The sequence below is a fragment of the Nocardia vaccinii NBRC 15922 genome (assembly GCF_001613305.1).
Classification (GTDB): domain Bacteria; phylum Actinomycetota; class Actinomycetes; order Mycobacteriales; family Mycobacteriaceae; genus Nocardia; species Nocardia vaccinii.
In genome coordinates this window covers 1-16,260 of the sequence record NZ_BDCC01000020.1, presented here as the reverse complement: position 1 = coordinate 16,260, position 16,260 = coordinate 1, and the positions used below count along the sequence as shown (strand labels likewise).

The window sequence follows — 16,260 nt, the reverse complement described above, 5'->3', positions numbered from 1 at the left end:
TGTCCGGATTGCCGGATGTCAAGGCGCGCGGGCTCATCCGGCCGGGTAGACCGCGATCTCGACGAGGTTGCCGTCCAGGTCGCGACAGTAGTGCGAAATCATCTCCCCCAGCGCGCCGATCTTCACCACGGGCCCTTCGGTGATTTCCACTCCGCACGCGATGAGCTGTCCGTGCACCTGTTCGGGCGCGGCGTTGCTGATGAAGCACAGATCCGCCGACCCGGCCGCGGCCACCGCGCCGGTCAGCCACGCCGGATCGTCCGCGGCCATCGCCACCGGCCGCAGATTGATCTTCTGCTGCCCGAATACCAGCGCTATCCGCCCGGCCGCCCCGAACGTCTCCACCCGCATTCCCAGGACCCGCTCGTACCAGGCGGCGGTGGCCGCGACGTCCCGGCAGTTCAGGACGATGTGGTCGAAGCGTTCGACGGCAAATCCCATGCGCCGCAGGTACTCCACCCCGGACGACCCGAACCCGGATCCGTCGCGCCCTTGCCGCGAATATACGGAACCAACAGTTCCGTAATCTGTTATATTCGGAACCGTGAGTTCCGGAACCACCGAATCCCGACTCGGCAGGCCGCTGTCCGCCGAGACCGACCGCGCCGTACGGGCAGCCACCCTCGCCCTCCTCGACGAAGTCGGGTACGCGGGTCTGCGGGTACAGGACGTGGCCACCCGCGCGGGCGTCGGCAAGGCCGCGCTCTACCGGCGCTGGCCGTCCAAGGCCGCGCTGGCGATGCACCACCTGATCGGCGATCTGGCGCCTCGGACTTATCGCGACACCGGCAGCCTGCACGCCGATCTGCGCGAGGTGTCGGCGGATTTCGTCGCCCGGATGGCGAACCCCCGGGTGCGGGCCGTACTGCCGGAGATCTTCGCCGACCTCCTGCACGAACAGGTGCTGCAGAGCGTTTTCGAGGAGGCATGCATCCGCCCCGAACAGGACCTCGTCCAGCGGACCGCCGAACGCGCGGTCGAACGCGGCGAACTCACCGCCGTCCCGGATGTGCGCTGGGCGCACGCGCAGTTCTCCGGCCCGGTGTTCCTGTGGCTGTACCTGCTCGGCGGTCACGGCGACGCCGCACTGATCGACCGGGTCGCGGACGCGGTGTACGCGACGTGGATCAACGAAGGGAAGAAGATATGAACGGCTGGTTGTGGGCGGGGCAGATCATTCTGGCCGCCGCGTTCGTCCTCGGCGGTGGCGTGAAGATCGCGCTGCCGAAGGACAAGCTGCATCCGATGATGCCCTGGGTCGAGGACATGTCGTCCAATGCCGTGCGCGGCATCGGCGCGATCGAGGTTATCGGCGGAGCCGGGGTCGTACTGCCCTGGGCGACGGGTATCGCGCCGGTTCTGACCCCGATCGCCGCGGTCGGTCTGGCCTTGGTGATGGTGGGTGGATTCCTCACCCACGCCCGGCGCGCCGAATATTCGCGCACGCCGTCCAACCTCGTGCTGTTCGTCATCGCCGTGCTGGTGGCGATCGGCCGATTCTGATCAGGCGGCGGGTCGCGGCCCGCCCCGCTCAGATCTGCTTGCGATGCGGCACGAACTCGAGGGTCAGCAGCGCCACAGCCGTGAACACGATCTCGCGCCAGCGGATCAGCACGTAACGCTGATTGCCGAAGGAGTTGAACTTGCGCAGGAATCGGTACAGCGATTCGAGCCGGATCATCGGGTCCAGCACGCGGGCGAGTAGATACAGCGCCTGGCGCGTACGCGTGCGCTCCTTATCGCTGTACAACTCCGGGAACGCGGCGAAGGCCAGCGAAATGCGATGCACGCCGTGTTCGCGACCGTAATCGACCAAATCCACGATCATGCGCTCGTCCAGGCCGTTCGGCGCGTCCTTGCGACGCCACGGCACGTCCAGGCTCAATTCACTGCCGTGATTGGCCTCGCCGTACCGCTGGAATCCGACGACCCGGCCGTCGCTGTCGCGGGCGATCACCACCAGCATGCCCGGATGACGGCCATCCAGCAGATGGTCCAGGATCATCGAGAATCCACGGGTCTGGCGGCCGTGATGCCATTCGTCGACGATCGCGAACAGGGTCCGGCGCAGCGATTCGCTCAACTCCCGCTCGGGGACGATCTCGGTGCTCACGCCGAAGTTGCGAGTGCGGCTGACCGCCTGACGCAGATTGCGGAATTTGCGGCCCACCATATCGAAGCAGTCGACCTCGACGACCACATCGCGGCCGATCGGAATCGAGTGCAGCCCACGATGTTCCGCGGCCCGGGTGCGCCACAGCTCGCACACCTCCGGGCTCGCGCCCAGCACGGCGATCCGCCAGCCGTGCGCCATGGCGAATGCGGAGAATTCCGCGATGAGCGTCCCGTAGACGGCGCGGTCGCCGACCGGATCGCCCGCCACCACCGCGATCCCGAACCGGGTGCGGTAACCGATGGCCGCGGCGGAGGTCGCGTCGAAGAAATAGGACTTGGACGAGTGCAGCGCGAACGGTGCGAGCGGATCGCCCGCGGTCGTGTCGACCAGCGCCGCAATCCTGAGTTGATGTTCCGGCTGCGGACGTGAGCTCTGCGGCAACATCATGATGAATCCGGTCGAGGCCAGGAAGACGAACCCGACCGCCGGATGCTCCGCGCGATAGGCGATGTTGGACATGCCGAGGACGATCACGGCGACGGTGGCGTGCGGCAGCGTGATCGGTCGCCGCAGATGCAGTCCGCGCGCCACGAACAGCCCCGACAGCGAGGCGGCCACGAACCAGCCGCGATCCACGCCCTCGCGCGAGGCCCGGTCCGCCGCGTACACCAGCACCACGCCGACCAGCAGCAGCACCACGATCAGCGGGAGCCGCACTGCTCGGGTGGGGGTGAGGACGACCTGCCGGTACGTGCGATAACCGGCGACCGCCGAGTTGAGATCCGCCACGTCACAACCCCCGCTGGGGCAGGAATTCGCGCTGGTGGGCGTGTTGCACGTCCACGAACATCCTCGACATGGCGGTCCTCCCGATGGTTCGCGTCCTGACGGACACACTATGCGGAACGCAGGTTCCGGGTCGCTGGACCCCACCGATCCGGCGGCACGGCGGCCGGCACCGCCCGTCGATCCCGGTGTTCCCTCGTCTCGGCCTACCCGCCGATCCGGACATGACTCGGCGGCGCAGTCGTATGCGCATCTCAATAACCGATACCGCGAGAAACTTGTTCCCCGCAATAGGTTTACGTGTTGCCCCACACGGCAATACAAGTACGATTGTAAAACAGCAAATATCGGGCAATCCAGGCTTGTTCGCACGTCCCGCCGCCGCGTCCACAATCCGCCCCCGGACCGGGCCCACCTGCGATTTCAGCAAATTCTCGGGCAGTCCACCCGATATCGAACAGAGACCGGATCGCCACCCGTCGGCCATCTGCCGAAGCAGCCGGCGGACAGCGATCCGACCGCCCGGGAACTCGAGCGAAACGCAGCCCTGTGAGCTTCATCTCATAGCTCTTGCGCGATATCGGCCTGCGCGGTGACCTCACTCTCCGCCGAACACCCGCTCCACGACCGTCTTCGCTCGCCTGGTCACACGCATGTAGTGGTCCAGGAATTCGCTGCCGTCGTCGTTGGGCCAGCCCGCGACCCGCGCCACCGCCGAGAGCAGGCGGCCCGGGCCCGGGAGTTGGTCCGCGGATTTGCCGCGGACCAGGACCAGGGCGTTGCGGGCCTTGGTGGCGGTGAGCCAGGCATCGCGGAGCAGCGCCACGTCGGTGGAATCCAGGAGGTCGGCTTGTTCGATGGCTTCGAGGGTTTGCAGTGTCGACGTGTTGTGCAGGGACCCGACCTCGTGGGCGTGGCGCAGCTGCATCAGCTGGACCGTCCATTCGATATCGGCCAGGCCGCCGCGGCCGAGCTTGGTGTGCGTGGCCGGATTCGCGCCGCGCGGCAGACGTTCGGAGTCGACGCGCGCCTTGATCCGGCGGATCTCGCGGACCGCGTCGGCCGAAACGCCACCGGCCGGATACCGCACCGCATCGACGACGTGCAGGAATCGCAGTCCCAGCTGCTGATCCCCGGCGACCTGATGGGCGCGCAGCAGAGCCTGCACCTCCCAAGGCTGGGCCCAATGGCGGTAATAGGCCTCGTACGCGGCCAGCGTGCGCACCAGGGCGCCGTTCCGTCCCTCGGGACGCAAACCGGCGTCGACCTGCAGCGGCGGATCGGTACTCGGTGCGCCCAGCAGTCGCTGGACCTGGTCGGCGATCCCGATCGACCATTTCACCGCTACCGTCTCGTCCGCACCGGGACGCGGATCGCAGACGAACAGCACGTCGGCGTCCGAGCCGTAGCCCAGTTCCAGACCGCCGAGGCGACCCATCCCGATCACCGCGAAATCCGCCGGGGCTTCGTGACCCATCTCGGCCTCACTGGCGCGGATCACCGCGCGCAGTGACGCCTCCAGCACCGCCACCCACACCGAGGACAGTGCCGAACACACCTGGGGCACCTCGAGCATGCCCAGCACATCGGCCGAGGCGACCCGGGCCAGTTCGTGCCGGCGCAGCGAACGAGCCGTCGCCACAGCGCGTTTGGGATCCTCGTAACGTGCCGCGCCGGACATTATCCCGCCGCGCACGTCCGCGGCCTTCGGGCTCAGCAACAGCGGGCCGCTCGGACCGTCGGCGAACATGCGGATCGTCTCCGGCGCGTTGATCAGCAGATCGGGCAGGTAGGCCGAGGAACCGAGCACGATCATCAGCCGCTGCGCGATCGCGCCCTCGTCCCGCAGCTCGCGCAGGAACCAGGTCTGATCGTCCAGGCCCTCGGACACCCGGCGATAGGCCAGCAGGCCCTGATCGGGATTCGGCGTCTCGCCCAGCCACTCCAGCAGCGTCGGCAGCAGCAGCGCCTGGATGCGTCCCTTGCGGCCGATCTCACCGGTCAGCGCCTTGAGATGGCTCAGGGCGTTCTCGGGGTCCGCATATCCGAGCGCGGCGAGCTGGCGGACCGCCGCGGCGGGACTCAGGCGCAACGCGTCGGCATCGAGCCGCGCGACCGAGTCCAGCAGCGGCCGGTAGAACAACTTCGCGTGCAGCCGGCGCACCCGCACCGCATTGCGTTTGATCTCGCTGGCCAGCACGCCGACCGCGTCCTGCCGCCCGTCCGGGCGCATATGCGCCGCGCGAGCCAGCCAGCGCATGCCCTCCTCGTCGTCGAACGCGGGCAGGGTGTGGGTGCGTTTGAGCCGCTGCAATTGCAGGCAATGCTCGAGCAATCGCAGGAATTCGTACGAGGCGGTGAGATTGGCGGCATCGTCGCGGCCCACATAACCACGATCGGCCAGCGCGGTCAGCGCCTCCACGGTGCCCTGCACGTGCAGCGATTCATCGGCCTTACCGTGCACCAGCTGCAACAGCTGCACCGCGAACTCGACATCGCGCAGACTGCCGTGACCGAGTTTGAGTTCGCGCTCGCGCAGATCCTCGGGAACCAGATCCTCCACCCGACGCCGCATCGCCTGCACGTCGGCGACGAAATCGGGCCGCTCCGAGGCGGTCCAGACCATCGGCATCAGCGCGTCGCGATACTGCTCGCCCAATTCCAGATCACCCGTGGCGGGACGATTCTTCAACAACGCCTGGAACTCCCAGGTGCGCGCCCAGCGCTTGTAGTACGCGATGTGCGAGTCCAGCGTGCGCACCAGCGCACCGGCCTTACCCTCGGGCCGTAGCGCCGCGTCCACCTCGAAGAAAGCGCTCGAGGCCACCGACATCATCTCCGCGGCCAACCGGCTCGCGGTGGCGTCGGCGGGTTCGGCGACGAAGATGACATCCACATCGGAGACGTAATTCAGTTCACGCGCACCGCATTTGCCCATCGCGACCACCGCGAGCCGCACCGGCACCGGTTGTTCCGGGCACACCCGCGCCACCGCGACCGACAACGCCGCGGTCAGCGCGGCATCGGCCAGATCGGTCAGCTGCCTGCCCACCTGCTGATACGGCAGCACCAATTCGTTCTCCACGGTGGCGGCCAGGTCGATCGCCGCCAGCAACATCAGCTGATCGCGATAACGCTTGCGCAGCAACGCGACCGCCTCCGGGCCCGAGACCCCCGCGCGATACAGCATCGGCCCGGCGTAGTCCCCGGTCTCCGCGACCGCCCGCACCGCATCGAGCAGATCGGCGATCAACTCCTCGCGACCGGGCAGCTCCTTGCGCTGGAACAGCTGCCAGCATTCGGGGTCGGCCACCAGGTGATCGGCGAACGCACTGGACGAACCGATCAGCGAGAACAACCTACCCCGCACCGAGGTGTCGGTACGCAAGACCGAATCCAGTGCCGCCCAACGCGTTCCGAGCTTCTCACGCAACCGGATCAGGGTCAGCAGCGCCAGGTCGGCATCGGGCGACCGGGACAGCGCCCACAACACGGGAATGCTTTCGACGTTGTCCCACGCCAACTCTCGCAGTGACTGCGCCGCCGTCGGCTCGAGAAGTCCGAGCCGACCGACGCCGGGCACTACCGGACGGGCGGTCGGTGGCCGTACCATGCTGCCAAAATTACACGGTCACACCGGAGCACCGGAGGCCCGTACCCCGGTTCCGAGAAATTGTTCTCGCTTCGTGCCGCGGCCGGTGCGACCGGCGAACCTCCCGCATCCGGACCCGGCACGCCGACTACAGCCCGAGGTATTCCTTGAGCTCGAAGGGCGTCACCTGCGCGCGATATCCGGCCCACTCCCGGCGCTTGTTGCGCAGGAAGAAGTCGAACACGTGCTCACCGAGCGTCTCGGCGACCAGCTCGGAGCGTTCCATCACCCGCAGCGCGTCCTCCAGACTGGTGGGCAGCTCCTTGAAGCCCATCGCGCGGCGCTCGGCGGCGGTCAGCGCCCACACGTCGTCCTCCGCCTCCGGCGGCAGGTTGTAGCCCTTCTCGATGCCGCGCAGCCCGGCGGCCAGCAACACCGCGAAGGTCAGATACGGATTGCAGGCCGAATCGGGGCTGCGGATCTCGACCCGCCGGGACGAGGACTTGTTCGGGGTGTACATCGGAACCCGAACCAGCGCAGAACGATTCGACCGTCCCCAGGAGGCCGCGGTGGGCGCCTCGCCGCCGTGCACGAGGCGCTTGTACGAGTTCACCCACTGGTTGGTGACCGCGCTGATCTCCGGCGCGTGCTCGAGGATGCCCGCGATGAACGCCCGCGCGGTCTCGGACAGGTTGTTCGGATCGTCGGGATCGGCGAAGGCGTTGGCCTCGCCCTCGAACAGGCTCATATGCGTGTGCATGGCCGAACCGGGATGTTCGGGGAACGGCTTGGGCATGAACGTCGCGCGCACGCCCTCGTCGATCGCCACCTCCTTGATCAGGTAGCGGAAGGTCATCACGTTGTCCGCCATGGACAGCGCGTCGGCGTAGCGCAGGTCGATCTCCTGCTGGCCGGGCGCGCCCTCGTGATGGCTGAACTCCACCGAGATCCCCATCGACTCCAGCGCATCGATCGCGTGCCGACGGAAGTTCGGCGCGGAATCGTGCACCGCCTGATCGAAGAAGCCGCCGGTGTCCGCGGGAACCGGCGCGGTGCCGTCCTGCGGGCTGTCCTGCAACAGGAAGAATTCGATCTCCGGATGCACATAGCAGCTGAAGCCGAGGTCACCGGCCTTGTTCAGCTGCCGGCGCAGCACGTGGCGCGGATCGGCCCAGGACGGCGAGCCGTCCGGCATCGCGATATCGCAGAACATCCGCGCCGAATGCTGATGGCCCTTGCTCGTCGACCAGGGCAGCACCTGGAACGTGGACGGATCCGGCTTGGCGACCATATCGGCCTCCGACACCCGGGCGAACCCCTCGATGGCCGAACCGTCGAACCCGATGCCCTCCTCGAAGGCGCCCTCGAGTTCGGCGGGAGCGATCGCCACCGACTTCAGATACCCCAGCACATCGGTGAACCAGAGTCGCACGAACCGGATGTCCCGTTCCTCCAGCGTGCGCAGCACGAATTCCTTCTGGCGATCCATAAGCGCGAGCGTAAGCATCCGGCGTTAAATCCGTGTTACATGGCTGAGCTGTGTTTGATTGCCTCCGCTCCGCTCCGGCGTGTTCGCGGCCCCGAAGGCTCGCCGATGAGCACTCGAGACTCGGGCTTCGCCCATGCGCTTCGAGTGCTCATCGGCGAGCCGGCCGCGAACGGTCGCTCGAAGGCTCGCTCCGTGCGGGTCGGCTATGCACGCAACGTATGTTTCACCTGAAAGTGATCCGACTCGGAGTGTCGGGTAGCGAAATGGTCATCCGCAGGTGAGGCCCTGGGCGGGCTCCTTCAGGTCGATCAGGTAGCCGGCGACGGCGTCGTCCACGCACGGCACGCCGCCGGACAGGAACACCGTGTGCCTGGTGCCGCGGTTGGTGATCAGGTCCGCGCCGAGCTGCTGGGCCAGGTCCACGCCCGCCTGGTAAGGAGTCGCCGGGTCGTTGGTGGTGGAGATGACCACCGTCTTGGCCAGACCCGGAATCGAGAGCTTGTGCGGGTTCTCGGTATTGGGAACCGGCCAGAACGCGCACATCTCCAGCGGCGCCTGGCTGGTGCCGTGCCCGTCGTCCAGGAACGGCGCGACCTTGCGGTACTGGGCGTCCTCCTGCGCGGCCACGGTGCGATCCTTGACCGCCGGGTCGTCGACGCAGTGGATGGCCAGGAACGCGTCCTGGGAATTGTCGTAGCTGCCGTCCTTGCTGCGGCCGTCGTACAGATCGGCCAGTCGCAGCAGAACATCACCCTGACCGTTGCGCAGCTGGATGAGTCCGGCGGTGAGCAGATCCCAGTTGTCGCTGGCGTAGAGGGTGTTCTGCACACCGGTGATCGCGTCGCCGTAGGTCAGGGTGCGGCTCTCCTTGGTGGGCACCGGGTGATCCCACAGCGGAGCGACGAGCTTCTGGAATTGCGTGGTGGCCTGCGCCGGATCGTCGCCCAGCGGACAGTCGGACTTCTTCACGCAACTCTGCACATACATGTCGAAGGCCTTCTGGAAGCCCGCGGCCTGGTCGATCGACTCCTGTTGCGGCTGCTGCTCCGGATCGACCGCGCCGTCCAGCACCATCGCGCGCACCTTGTCCGGGAACTTCTCCGCGTAGCTGTAGCCGAGGCGGGTGCCGTAGGAGTAGCCGACGTAGGTCAGCTTCGGATCGCCCAGCACACTCCGGATGATGTCCATGTCCTGCACCACCTCGCGGGTGCCGACGTGGGCCAGGAAGTCGTTGCCCGTGCGCTGGGTGCAGTGTGCAGCGAACTGCTTGTCCTCGGTCTCCTGCGCGGCGATCCCGGCGGCGTTGTTCTCCTTGGGCGCTTCGGCGCGCTGCTCGTCCCACTCCTTACCGGTCAGACATTTGATCGGCGGCGTCGAATTGCCGGTGCCGCGCGGATCGAAGCCGATCCGATCGAAACGCTGTGCCAGCGCGGTGTCCTGGCCCTGCTGCACCATCCAGAGCCCGGATTCGCCCGGGCCGCCCGGATTGAACATCAGCGAACCGATCTTCGGGCCCGTCGCCTTGATCCGCGACACCGCGATCTGCGCGGTGGCTCCCCCGGGATTGCCGTAATCGACCGGAACGCTGATGTGCGTGCACTCTGCGGCCTTGGGCATGCGCTCGTCCGCGCTGCCGAATCCGGCACAGCTGCCCCACTTCGGGGTCTGCTCGTAGAACTTCTCCAGAGCCGCCGCCGAAGGCGTCGACGAGGATTGAACGGACTGCTCCTTGGACGACGTGGAGCAGGCGGCAGCCACACAAACCAGGGCCAGTACCGCCGCGGCACGACCGGATCGCAACAACGACATGGCGACGATCCTTGCATCTCTACCTGTGTGATGAAGTCCATGGTGCAGCGGCCTTCGCGGGATGTCGGCCCGGTGGCATGCTGGGGAGGTCATATCAACCCGGGGACCCGATGGGCCTCGAGGAACCGACGAAAGGGACGATGATGTCCACAACCGATGCGGAAACCCCTGCTTACGGCGCCGCGCCGCAGACTTCTCGACGGAAGACGCGAGTGCAGCACCTGCAGCAGATGAAATCCGCCGGGGACAAGTGGGCGATGCTCACCGCCTACGACTACTCCACGGCGAAACTGTTCGAAGCGGCCGGAATTCCGGTACTTCTGGTCGGCGATTCGGCGGCCAACGTCGTCTACGGCTACGACACCACCGTGCCGATCAGCGTGGACGAGTTGATCCCGTTGGTGCGCGGCGTGGTCCGCGGCGCACCGCATGCACTGGTGGTCGCGGATCTGCCGTTCGGCAGCTACGAGGGCTCGCCGCAGCAGGCTCTCGCCACGGCCATCCGGTTCATGAAGGAGGGCGGCGCGCACGCGGTCAAACTCGAAGGCGGCGAACGTGTTTCGGACACCATCGCCACCCTCGTGGCCGCCGGTATCCCAGTGATGGCGCATATCGGGTTCACCCCGCAGAGCGTCAACACCCTGGGCGGATTCCGGGTGCAGGGCCGCGGCGACGCCGCCGAACAGCTCATCGCCGACGCGATCGCGGTTCAGGAGGCCGGCGCATTCTCGGTGGTCATGGAGATGGTGCCCGCCGAACTGGCCGGGCAGGTCACCCGCAAGCTGACCATCCCCACCGTCGGCATCGGCGCCGGCGCGGACTGCGACGCCCAGGTGCTGGTCTGGCAGGACATGGCCGGCTACACCAGCGGTAAGACGGCACGTTTCGTCAAGCAGTTCGCCCAGGTCGGCGACCAGCTACGCAGCGCCGCGGCCGACTACGCCGACGAGGTGCGCCGCGGGGTGTTCCCGGGGCCCGAGCACACCTTCTGATCTTCGCCACCCCTCCGGACGGTCCGTGCGCGATCGGCGGACCGCCCGGTCCCGGCCGTGATCGTGACGCCCGGTAGCGGGCCGCCGGGTTTCGCGGCGCTTCCCCCGGGGAAGTCCGGTCTGTCGGACCCGATGAAGGAGGGGGCGAGCCATGGCCCAGAACGGCACGTATCTGTGTGACAACCAAGGTGATTCGGCCGCCGGCTTCGGGCTGGGCTCGGGGGACCTGGGTATTCCGTTCCAATTACCGGATGGGACATGGGGTTACGTATTCGGTGACTGTTTCACCGGACAGGAGGCGACCGATCCGTATATCGGCAGCCCGGTGATGCTGTACCAGAACACATTCGACGATTCCGGGCAGACGCCGATCACGTTCACCGGATCACAGCCGAGCCCGACGGTCGCTCAGCTGTTCAGCTATCGGCACCGCGCGGACAACGGATTCGGTTACGAAGTCAGCCGAATCCCCAACGACGCAATAAGTTTGAGCCAGGGTAGCAGAACCCGGCTGTTCATCCAGTACACCTCGGTCGCCCAGTGGGTCGCGCCGGGCAGCGCAGACGACGGGTCACTGCGGGGCGGCGTCGCGTACTCCGACGACGGCGGCGCCGGCTGGCGTGACTTCGACCAGCACTGGCCGGGCAGCGCCCAGGGCAGCAACGGCAACCCGGAGCTGATGTGGAGCTTCGCCGGTGTCGACCCCGACGGCTATCTCTACATCTTCAGCAAGGCCTGGAACGGCAGCCACAACTACGCCGGCGACGGCGGCCGGGTCCAGCTGTTCCGGCTCCGGCCGGCGGATTTCTTCGACGGCGATTTCGGCGCGCGGGAGAACTGGGTCCATCGAGGCGACACCTGGCAGTGGCTGCCCGCCGCGACCGCCGAGCCGACCCCGATCTTCGCCCCCGGCAACGGTATCGGCGAATTCTCGGTGAAGCGGATCGGCGAGACCTATGTGATGAGCTATTTCGACACCACCGACTACAGCATCCGCACGCGCACCGCCTCCCGACCGGACCGGGTCTGGTCCGAGCCGAAGACACAGGTGGTCGGCGATCGCGGGATATCACCGTCACGATGGCGACTGCCGGTGCTGAAGAACCTCTACGGCGGTTACATCCATCCGGGCAGCGCCGATCCGTCGAATCTGACGTTGATCATCAGCGCCTGGGACGGCACCGGCGGCCACCGGCCCTACACCGCTACCCAGTGGTCGGGTCTGTCGGCGTGAGCGGCGGCCCGCGGACCCACGGCTACGAAACCGCGAATTCCGCGCTCCGAGAACGGATGACGGCTCGGAGGTGGTGAGGAGTTCGCTCACGGTGGCACACTCGATGCCGACGGATACGAATTTCGAACAAAACGAACATGAGTAAAGGGTGCAGATGTCGCAGAGCCGTTGGATGACTCGCGGGACGCTCGGGTCCATGGGAATCGCCGTGCTGGTGATGCTGACCGCCGGATGCGGGTCGAGTGGCACGCCGGCCCCGGCGGGGTCCAGCGGTCCGGCCTCGTCCACCTCGGCCTCGGCCTCGGCCACCGGGACGGCGAGCTCGGCCGTCACCACCTCCGCACAGCCCGACCCGGCTGATCCGATCGCCCAGAAGCTGTGCGACGAGATCGAACCGCAGCTGTCGGACTGGCGGGTGCAAGGGCCCTCGCTGAGCGGCACGGCGCTCAATATCGCGGTGCACGAATGGGCCCTGCGCAACGGCGGACTCCAGCTGAGCGCCCGCGTCCTGGGCGACAAGGCGATGATCGATCGCATCACCAGCAAGACCTGCCCCAACGTCCGCACCGAAGCGCTGCAGGCACTGAACCTGCCGAACTTCGCCTCGGGCATCCTGTTCTGATGCGCACCCTGTACCCGCCCCTGGAAGCCAACCGGCACGGCCGGCTGGACGTCGGCGACGGCCAGCAGCTGTACTGGGAGGAGAGCGGCAACCCGGACGGCAAACCGGTGGTCTTCCTGCACGGCGGCCCCGGCGGTGCGAGCGCGCCTTTCCACCGGCAGTTCTTCGATCCGCAGGCGTACCGGATCGTGCTGTTCGATCAGCGCGGCTGCGGTCGCTCCACACCGCATATCGCCGACGGCGCGAGCCTGGAGACCAACACCACCGGGAATCTGGTCGCCGATATCGAGAAACTCCGCACCCATCTGGGCGTCGAACGCTGGCAGGTATTCGGTGGATCGTGGGGTTCGACGCTCGCGCTGGCCTATGCGCAGACCCACCCCGATCGCGTCACCGAACTCGTGCTGCGCGGAATATTCCTGTTGCGGCGCAAAGAGATCGACTGGTACTACAACGGCGCGGCCGGATACGTCTACCCGGACGAGTGGGAGAAGTTCCTCGCCCCGATGCCGCCGGACGAGCGCGCCGGTGACCTGGTGGGCGCCTACCACCGCTTGCTGCACTCCCCCGACGAGGCCGTGGCCACCGCCGCCGCGATCGCCTGGACCACCTGGGAGAGCTCCACCAGCGCGCTGCTGCCGCAACCGGATCGGGTCGCCGAGACCGCCGAGCCGCGGTTCGCGCTGGCGTTCGCCCGCATCGAGAACCACTATTTCGTGAACGGCGGATTCTTCGACGAGGGACAGCTGTTGCGCGATGTCGACCGCATCGCCGATATTCCCGGCGTCATCGTGCAGGGTCGTCACGACATCGTCTGTCCGGCGGTGAGCGCCTGGGATCTGCACCGGGCCTGGCCGGGTTCACAACTGCACATCGTCGCCGACGCCGGTCACGCGGCCAGCGAGCCGGGGATAGCCCATCACCTCATCGAAGCCACCGACAAGTTTCGGGGGGTCTGATGGTCGGCACCGCCGGTTCCGCTCTCACCACCGTTCTCGACGACGACGTCGAGCGTCTGTTGCGCGCCGAACCGGCGGTACGCCGGGACGCACCGGATTCGGTGCACGCGATGCGGGTGTCCACCCGTCGACTGCGCAGTGTGCTGCGGTCCTATCGCAAACTCCTCGAGTCCGGTCGCGTCCGCGAGCTGCGAGACGAATTACGCTGGCTTGCAGGGGTTCTCGGGGTCGCCCGGGATGCCGAGGTCCGCGGTGACCGTTTCGCGGCCCTGCTCGAACAGCACCGCAGCACGCCGGACGCGGACCGACCGGACGACCCGACCGCGGCCCTGCGGCGCACGGTGTCCGAACTCGTCGCGAACGAACGCGCCGCCTACACCGCCGCACACGCGGCCGTACTGCGCGAACTCGACGGTGACCGGTACGCGAGCCTGCGTCAGGCGCTGCTGGACCTGCGCAGCACTCCCCCGCTGGTGGCGGCCCACGCCGACGCCGAGGCGAGCCGGGCGTTCGGCAAGGTGCTGCGCGCCGACTTCGAGCAACTGCGTCTGCTGGTCGACCGGGAAACGACGATGCGTGCCGATCCGGCGATCAGCGAGGACGAGCGCATCGAGCACCTGCATGAGATCCGCAAGTCCGCCAAGCGATTACGCTACTGCTCCGAGGCAGCCGCCGACGTACTCGGCGGTCCCGCGGCCGAATTGGCCTTGCGCGCCAAGAAATTACAGTCGGTGCTCGGCGATCACCGCGATGCCGTCGAGGCCATGGCGGCCATCCGGGCCGCCGCTGACCACTCCGGAGCCCCCGATACTTCCCCCTTCGACCACCTCTACGAATGCGAGGCGGTGGCGGCCCGAAAGGCCCTCGAACAATATTCCGCCGCAGCCGATTTCGTCCGGCAGCGAGACAAGGGTTGACGACGTCCCGAACCTTTCGGGCCGACCCGGGACCAGTGGTCCGAGGTCGGCCCGAATTCGGTTCGTGCTTACTGCAATGCCAGCATGGAACCGTTGAGTTGATCCATCGGCCCGTAGACGGTGAACACGACCCGCCCGTCCGGATACTGCGATGACAGATCCGCCGCCGAATCGAGCGCCTGACCGAAGGAGGCCGCGGACGGATGGGGAAGAATCCCGATCGTCTGCCCGATGTGGGTCTGGTGCACCCACTGGGTGTCACCCGGGGTGAGGTCCACCTGGACCCCACCGGGTAGCGGCGTGAGCGCGAATGCGGAGGCGGACCCCGCGCCCATCACGGCCAATACCGAAGCGGCCCCGGCGATCAATGCACCGGCCACCAACTTGCGAACTACACGCATATAAACAGAACCTGCTTTCCGACGTTCGTTGACACCCTTTGATTTCACCGCCACCCCCTACGGGGAAACATCCAACGCGGAACACTTTATGACGTCAGTCACGGTTCCGGCCAGTTCAGAGCGGATCGCCGCGCCAGACACGCCGATAACGATCGAATATCGGCCCGATCCGCCGGATTCGGGACGTCCCGAATCCGGAGTTTCGCGCATTCGTTCGAACCACACAGCCTCAGGTGCCTGCGAGTTCGGCACATTCCCAGTGACTTCCGGTCACATTTCCCCGCCTCGGTCCGAGGCCGTGCGGCCGAGCGGCGCGCCGTCGCATACGGGACGGCCGGATCGGCGTGGCGCCCGCGGCGGCGCCCTCGTCCGCGAGAGCCGATCGATATCACCGGCCAGAAGAACAGACCATACAGTCCGGACGCTCTTCGCTGCCGAAATCAGCTATTTCCCACCCGATTCCAGCACCTTTCTGCACGGACGGCTGCGCGCTGTTACTGTGGCGCAGGTATTCGCGGGGCCGCCCTGTCTGCCCCACTATGTCCGAATGCGATACCGCACTGCCGAAACATGAGGAGTTCCGTACCGTATGTCGTCCATCGTCTACGACTACCTGTTGCCGTTGCTCGGCCCCGAAGAGGCCACCCGCTGGGCTCAGATCCTGGTGATCAGCCCGGCCGGCTGACGACACAGTCTGTCGAACCGACGTCGACGGCGGTCTCCCACGCGGAGGCCGCCGTCGACGTTTTCCGGCCGGCCGCTCGGCCCGACCCGGTACTCGGTCCACTCGGCGCAGTCCGGCGATCAGCAGTCCGGCCGACGGCCGCGCGTCGTGTCCGGGCCGACCGCCACCCGCACACAAGCCCGCCGCCTACGGTGCGCTGGTCGAGAAGGCCGCGATCCTCGCCGCCCGAGCCGCCGCAGTCATCGCGAGCGACGAACAGAACGTCGCGGACCCGGATTTCTCGGCCATGCGCACACCGGCACTGATCCGGCATCTCACGCGGGCATACCTTCGTCCCGCGCCGGAGATCGAAAGTTCCCGCCGGCCGGCGACGCGCAGAGGCCGACGGAGAGCCGCAACCCGTTGGGGCCGCATCGAATCCGAGTAAGGTAGTCGAGCGCCGGAAACGCCGCGCACCGGAGAACCGGGTGCGCGGCGATCCTGCCCGATCAGCTCGACAGGTCGTCGATCGTCGCGGATTCGTTGCGGGACAGCGTGATTCCGAGATTGGCGGCGGTACGATCGAGATCGTCGTCGTCATGGTGCAATTCGACCGCGGAACCGTCGGTGGAGAGCACCTCCACGTTCAGGCACAACGCCTGCAACTCCTTGAGCAGGA

Annotated in this window: 13 protein-coding genes; 7 read left to right on the top strand and 6 right to left on the bottom strand. The window is 67.2% G+C overall.

Annotated elements, in window-relative coordinates; all coding sequences use genetic code 11:
- Positions 1-33: 33 nt before the first annotated feature.
- On the bottom strand, positions 34-441 hold the full coding sequence (locus NV1_RS16165) for a VOC family protein (protein WP_067892221.1): 408 nt from the start codon (positions 439-441) through the stop codon (positions 34-36).
- Between the two features lie 103 nt (positions 442-544).
- Between NV1_RS16165 and NV1_RS16160 the strand changes: the two genes are divergently transcribed.
- Both NV1_RS16160 and NV1_RS16155 read left to right on the top strand, forming a co-directional pair.
- Positions 545-1,150, top strand: coding sequence for a TetR/AcrR family transcriptional regulator (locus NV1_RS16160; protein ID WP_067892028.1), 606 nt, complete (start codon positions 545-547; stop codon positions 1,148-1,150).
- The gene (locus tag NV1_RS16155) at positions 1,147-1,503 is read left to right on the top strand and encodes a DoxX family protein (RefSeq protein WP_067892026.1); all 357 of its coding nucleotides are present in this window, start codon (positions 1,147-1,149) and stop codon (positions 1,501-1,503) included. The genes NV1_RS16160 and NV1_RS16155 overlap by 4 nt, the downstream gene beginning before the upstream one ends.
- A 28-nt stretch (positions 1,504-1,531) precedes the next feature.
- Here NV1_RS16155 and NV1_RS16150 read toward each other — a convergent pair whose 3' ends face one another.
- The 4 genes from NV1_RS16150 to NV1_RS16135 form a co-directional block, all read right to left on the bottom strand.
- A complete protein-coding gene (locus NV1_RS16150; protein WP_067892025.1) occupies positions 1,532-2,905 on the bottom strand; it encodes a bifunctional lysylphosphatidylglycerol flippase/synthetase MprF in 1,374 nt (457 codons plus the stop codon).
- A 595-nt stretch (positions 2,906-3,500) separates the two neighbouring features.
- Entirely contained in the window at positions 3,501-6,515 is a 3,015-nt protein-coding gene (locus NV1_RS16145; protein ID WP_067892023.1) for a bifunctional [glutamine synthetase] adenylyltransferase/[glutamine synthetase]-adenylyl-L-tyrosine phosphorylase, read from the bottom strand.
- Positions 6,516-6,642: 127 nt separating this feature from the next.
- The gene (glnA, locus tag NV1_RS16140) at positions 6,643-7,983 is read right to left on the bottom strand and encodes a type I glutamate--ammonia ligase (protein WP_067892021.1); all 1,341 of its coding nucleotides are present in this window, start codon (positions 7,981-7,983) and stop codon (positions 6,643-6,645) included.
- Positions 7,984-8,250: 267 nt separating this feature from the next.
- Positions 8,251-9,792 carry an alpha/beta hydrolase gene (locus tag NV1_RS16135; protein ID WP_067892019.1) on the bottom strand — a complete coding sequence of 514 codons (1,542 nt, stop codon included), beginning with the start codon at positions 9,790-9,792 and terminating at the stop codon, positions 8,251-8,253.
- Positions 9,793-9,935: 143 nt separating this feature from the next.
- Here NV1_RS16135 and panB point away from each other — a divergent pair, with 143 nt between their 5' ends.
- The 5 genes from panB (at position 9,936) to NV1_RS16110 (ending at position 14,516) form a co-directional block, all read left to right on the top strand.
- Entirely contained in the window at positions 9,936-10,784 is an 849-nt protein-coding gene (panB, locus tag NV1_RS16130) for a 3-methyl-2-oxobutanoate hydroxymethyltransferase (RefSeq protein ID WP_067892219.1), read from the top strand.
- Between the two features lie 151 nt (positions 10,785-10,935).
- Positions 10,936-12,018 (top strand): DUF4185 domain-containing protein, encoded by a 1,083-nt coding sequence (locus NV1_RS16125; RefSeq protein ID WP_067892017.1) that lies wholly within the window; start codon positions 10,936-10,938, stop codon positions 12,016-12,018.
- A gap of 154 nt (positions 12,019-12,172) precedes the next feature.
- Positions 12,173-12,640, top strand: coding sequence for a hypothetical protein (locus NV1_RS45695; protein ID WP_067892217.1), 468 nt, complete (start codon positions 12,173-12,175; stop codon positions 12,638-12,640).
- On the top strand, positions 12,640-13,599 hold the full coding sequence (gene pip / locus NV1_RS16115; RefSeq protein ID WP_067892015.1) for a prolyl aminopeptidase: 960 nt from the start codon (positions 12,640-12,642) through the stop codon (positions 13,597-13,599). Before NV1_RS45695 ends, pip begins: the two co-directional genes overlap by 1 nt.
- Positions 13,599-14,516, top strand: coding sequence for a CHAD domain-containing protein (locus tag NV1_RS16110; RefSeq protein ID WP_067892013.1), 918 nt, complete (start codon positions 13,599-13,601; stop codon positions 14,514-14,516). The genes pip and NV1_RS16110 overlap by 1 nt, the downstream gene beginning before the upstream one ends.
- Before the next feature lie 68 nt (positions 14,517-14,584).
- Here NV1_RS16110 and NV1_RS16105 read toward each other — a convergent pair whose 3' ends face one another.
- Complete coding sequence (locus NV1_RS16105; protein WP_067892010.1) at positions 14,585-14,917, bottom strand: hypothetical protein; 333 nt, start codon at positions 14,915-14,917, stop codon at positions 14,585-14,587.
- Positions 14,918-16,260 lie beyond the last annotated feature (1,343 nt).

What these genes read in the sequence shown, in the direction of transcription:
- NV1_RS45695 (WP_067892217.1), top strand. Translation starts at nt 12,173, where the DNA reads ATGTCGCAGAGCCGTTGGATGACTCGCGGGACGCTCGGGTCCATGGGA.
- panB (WP_067892219.1), top strand. Translation starts at nt 9,936, where the DNA reads ATGTCCACAACCGATGCGGAAACCCCTGCTTACGGCGCCGCGCCGCAG.
- NV1_RS16110 (WP_067892013.1), top strand. Translation starts at nt 13,599, where the DNA reads ATGGTCGGCACCGCCGGTTCCGCTCTCACCACCGTTCTCGACGACGAC.
- NV1_RS16145 (WP_067892023.1), bottom strand. Translation starts at nt 6,515, where the DNA reads ATGGTACGGCCACCGACCGCCCGTCCGGTAGTGCCCGGCGTCGGTCGG.
- pip (WP_067892015.1), top strand. Translation starts at nt 12,640, where the DNA reads ATGCGCACCCTGTACCCGCCCCTGGAAGCCAACCGGCACGGCCGGCTG.
- NV1_RS16155 (WP_067892026.1), top strand. Translation starts at nt 1,147, where the DNA reads ATGAACGGCTGGTTGTGGGCGGGGCAGATCATTCTGGCCGCCGCGTTC.
- NV1_RS16125 (WP_067892017.1), top strand. Translation starts at nt 10,936, where the DNA reads ATGGCCCAGAACGGCACGTATCTGTGTGACAACCAAGGTGATTCGGCC.
- NV1_RS16105 (WP_067892010.1), bottom strand. Translation starts at nt 14,917, where the DNA reads ATGCGTGTAGTTCGCAAGTTGGTGGCCGGTGCATTGATCGCCGGGGCC.
- NV1_RS16135 (WP_067892019.1), bottom strand. Translation starts at nt 9,792, where the DNA reads ATGTCGTTGTTGCGATCCGGTCGTGCCGCGGCGGTACTGGCCCTGGTT.
- glnA (WP_067892021.1), bottom strand. Translation starts at nt 7,983, where the DNA reads ATGGATCGCCAGAAGGAATTCGTGCTGCGCACGCTGGAGGAACGGGAC.
- NV1_RS16165 (WP_067892221.1), bottom strand. Translation starts at nt 441, where the DNA reads ATGGGATTTGCCGTCGAACGCTTCGACCACATCGTCCTGAACTGCCGG.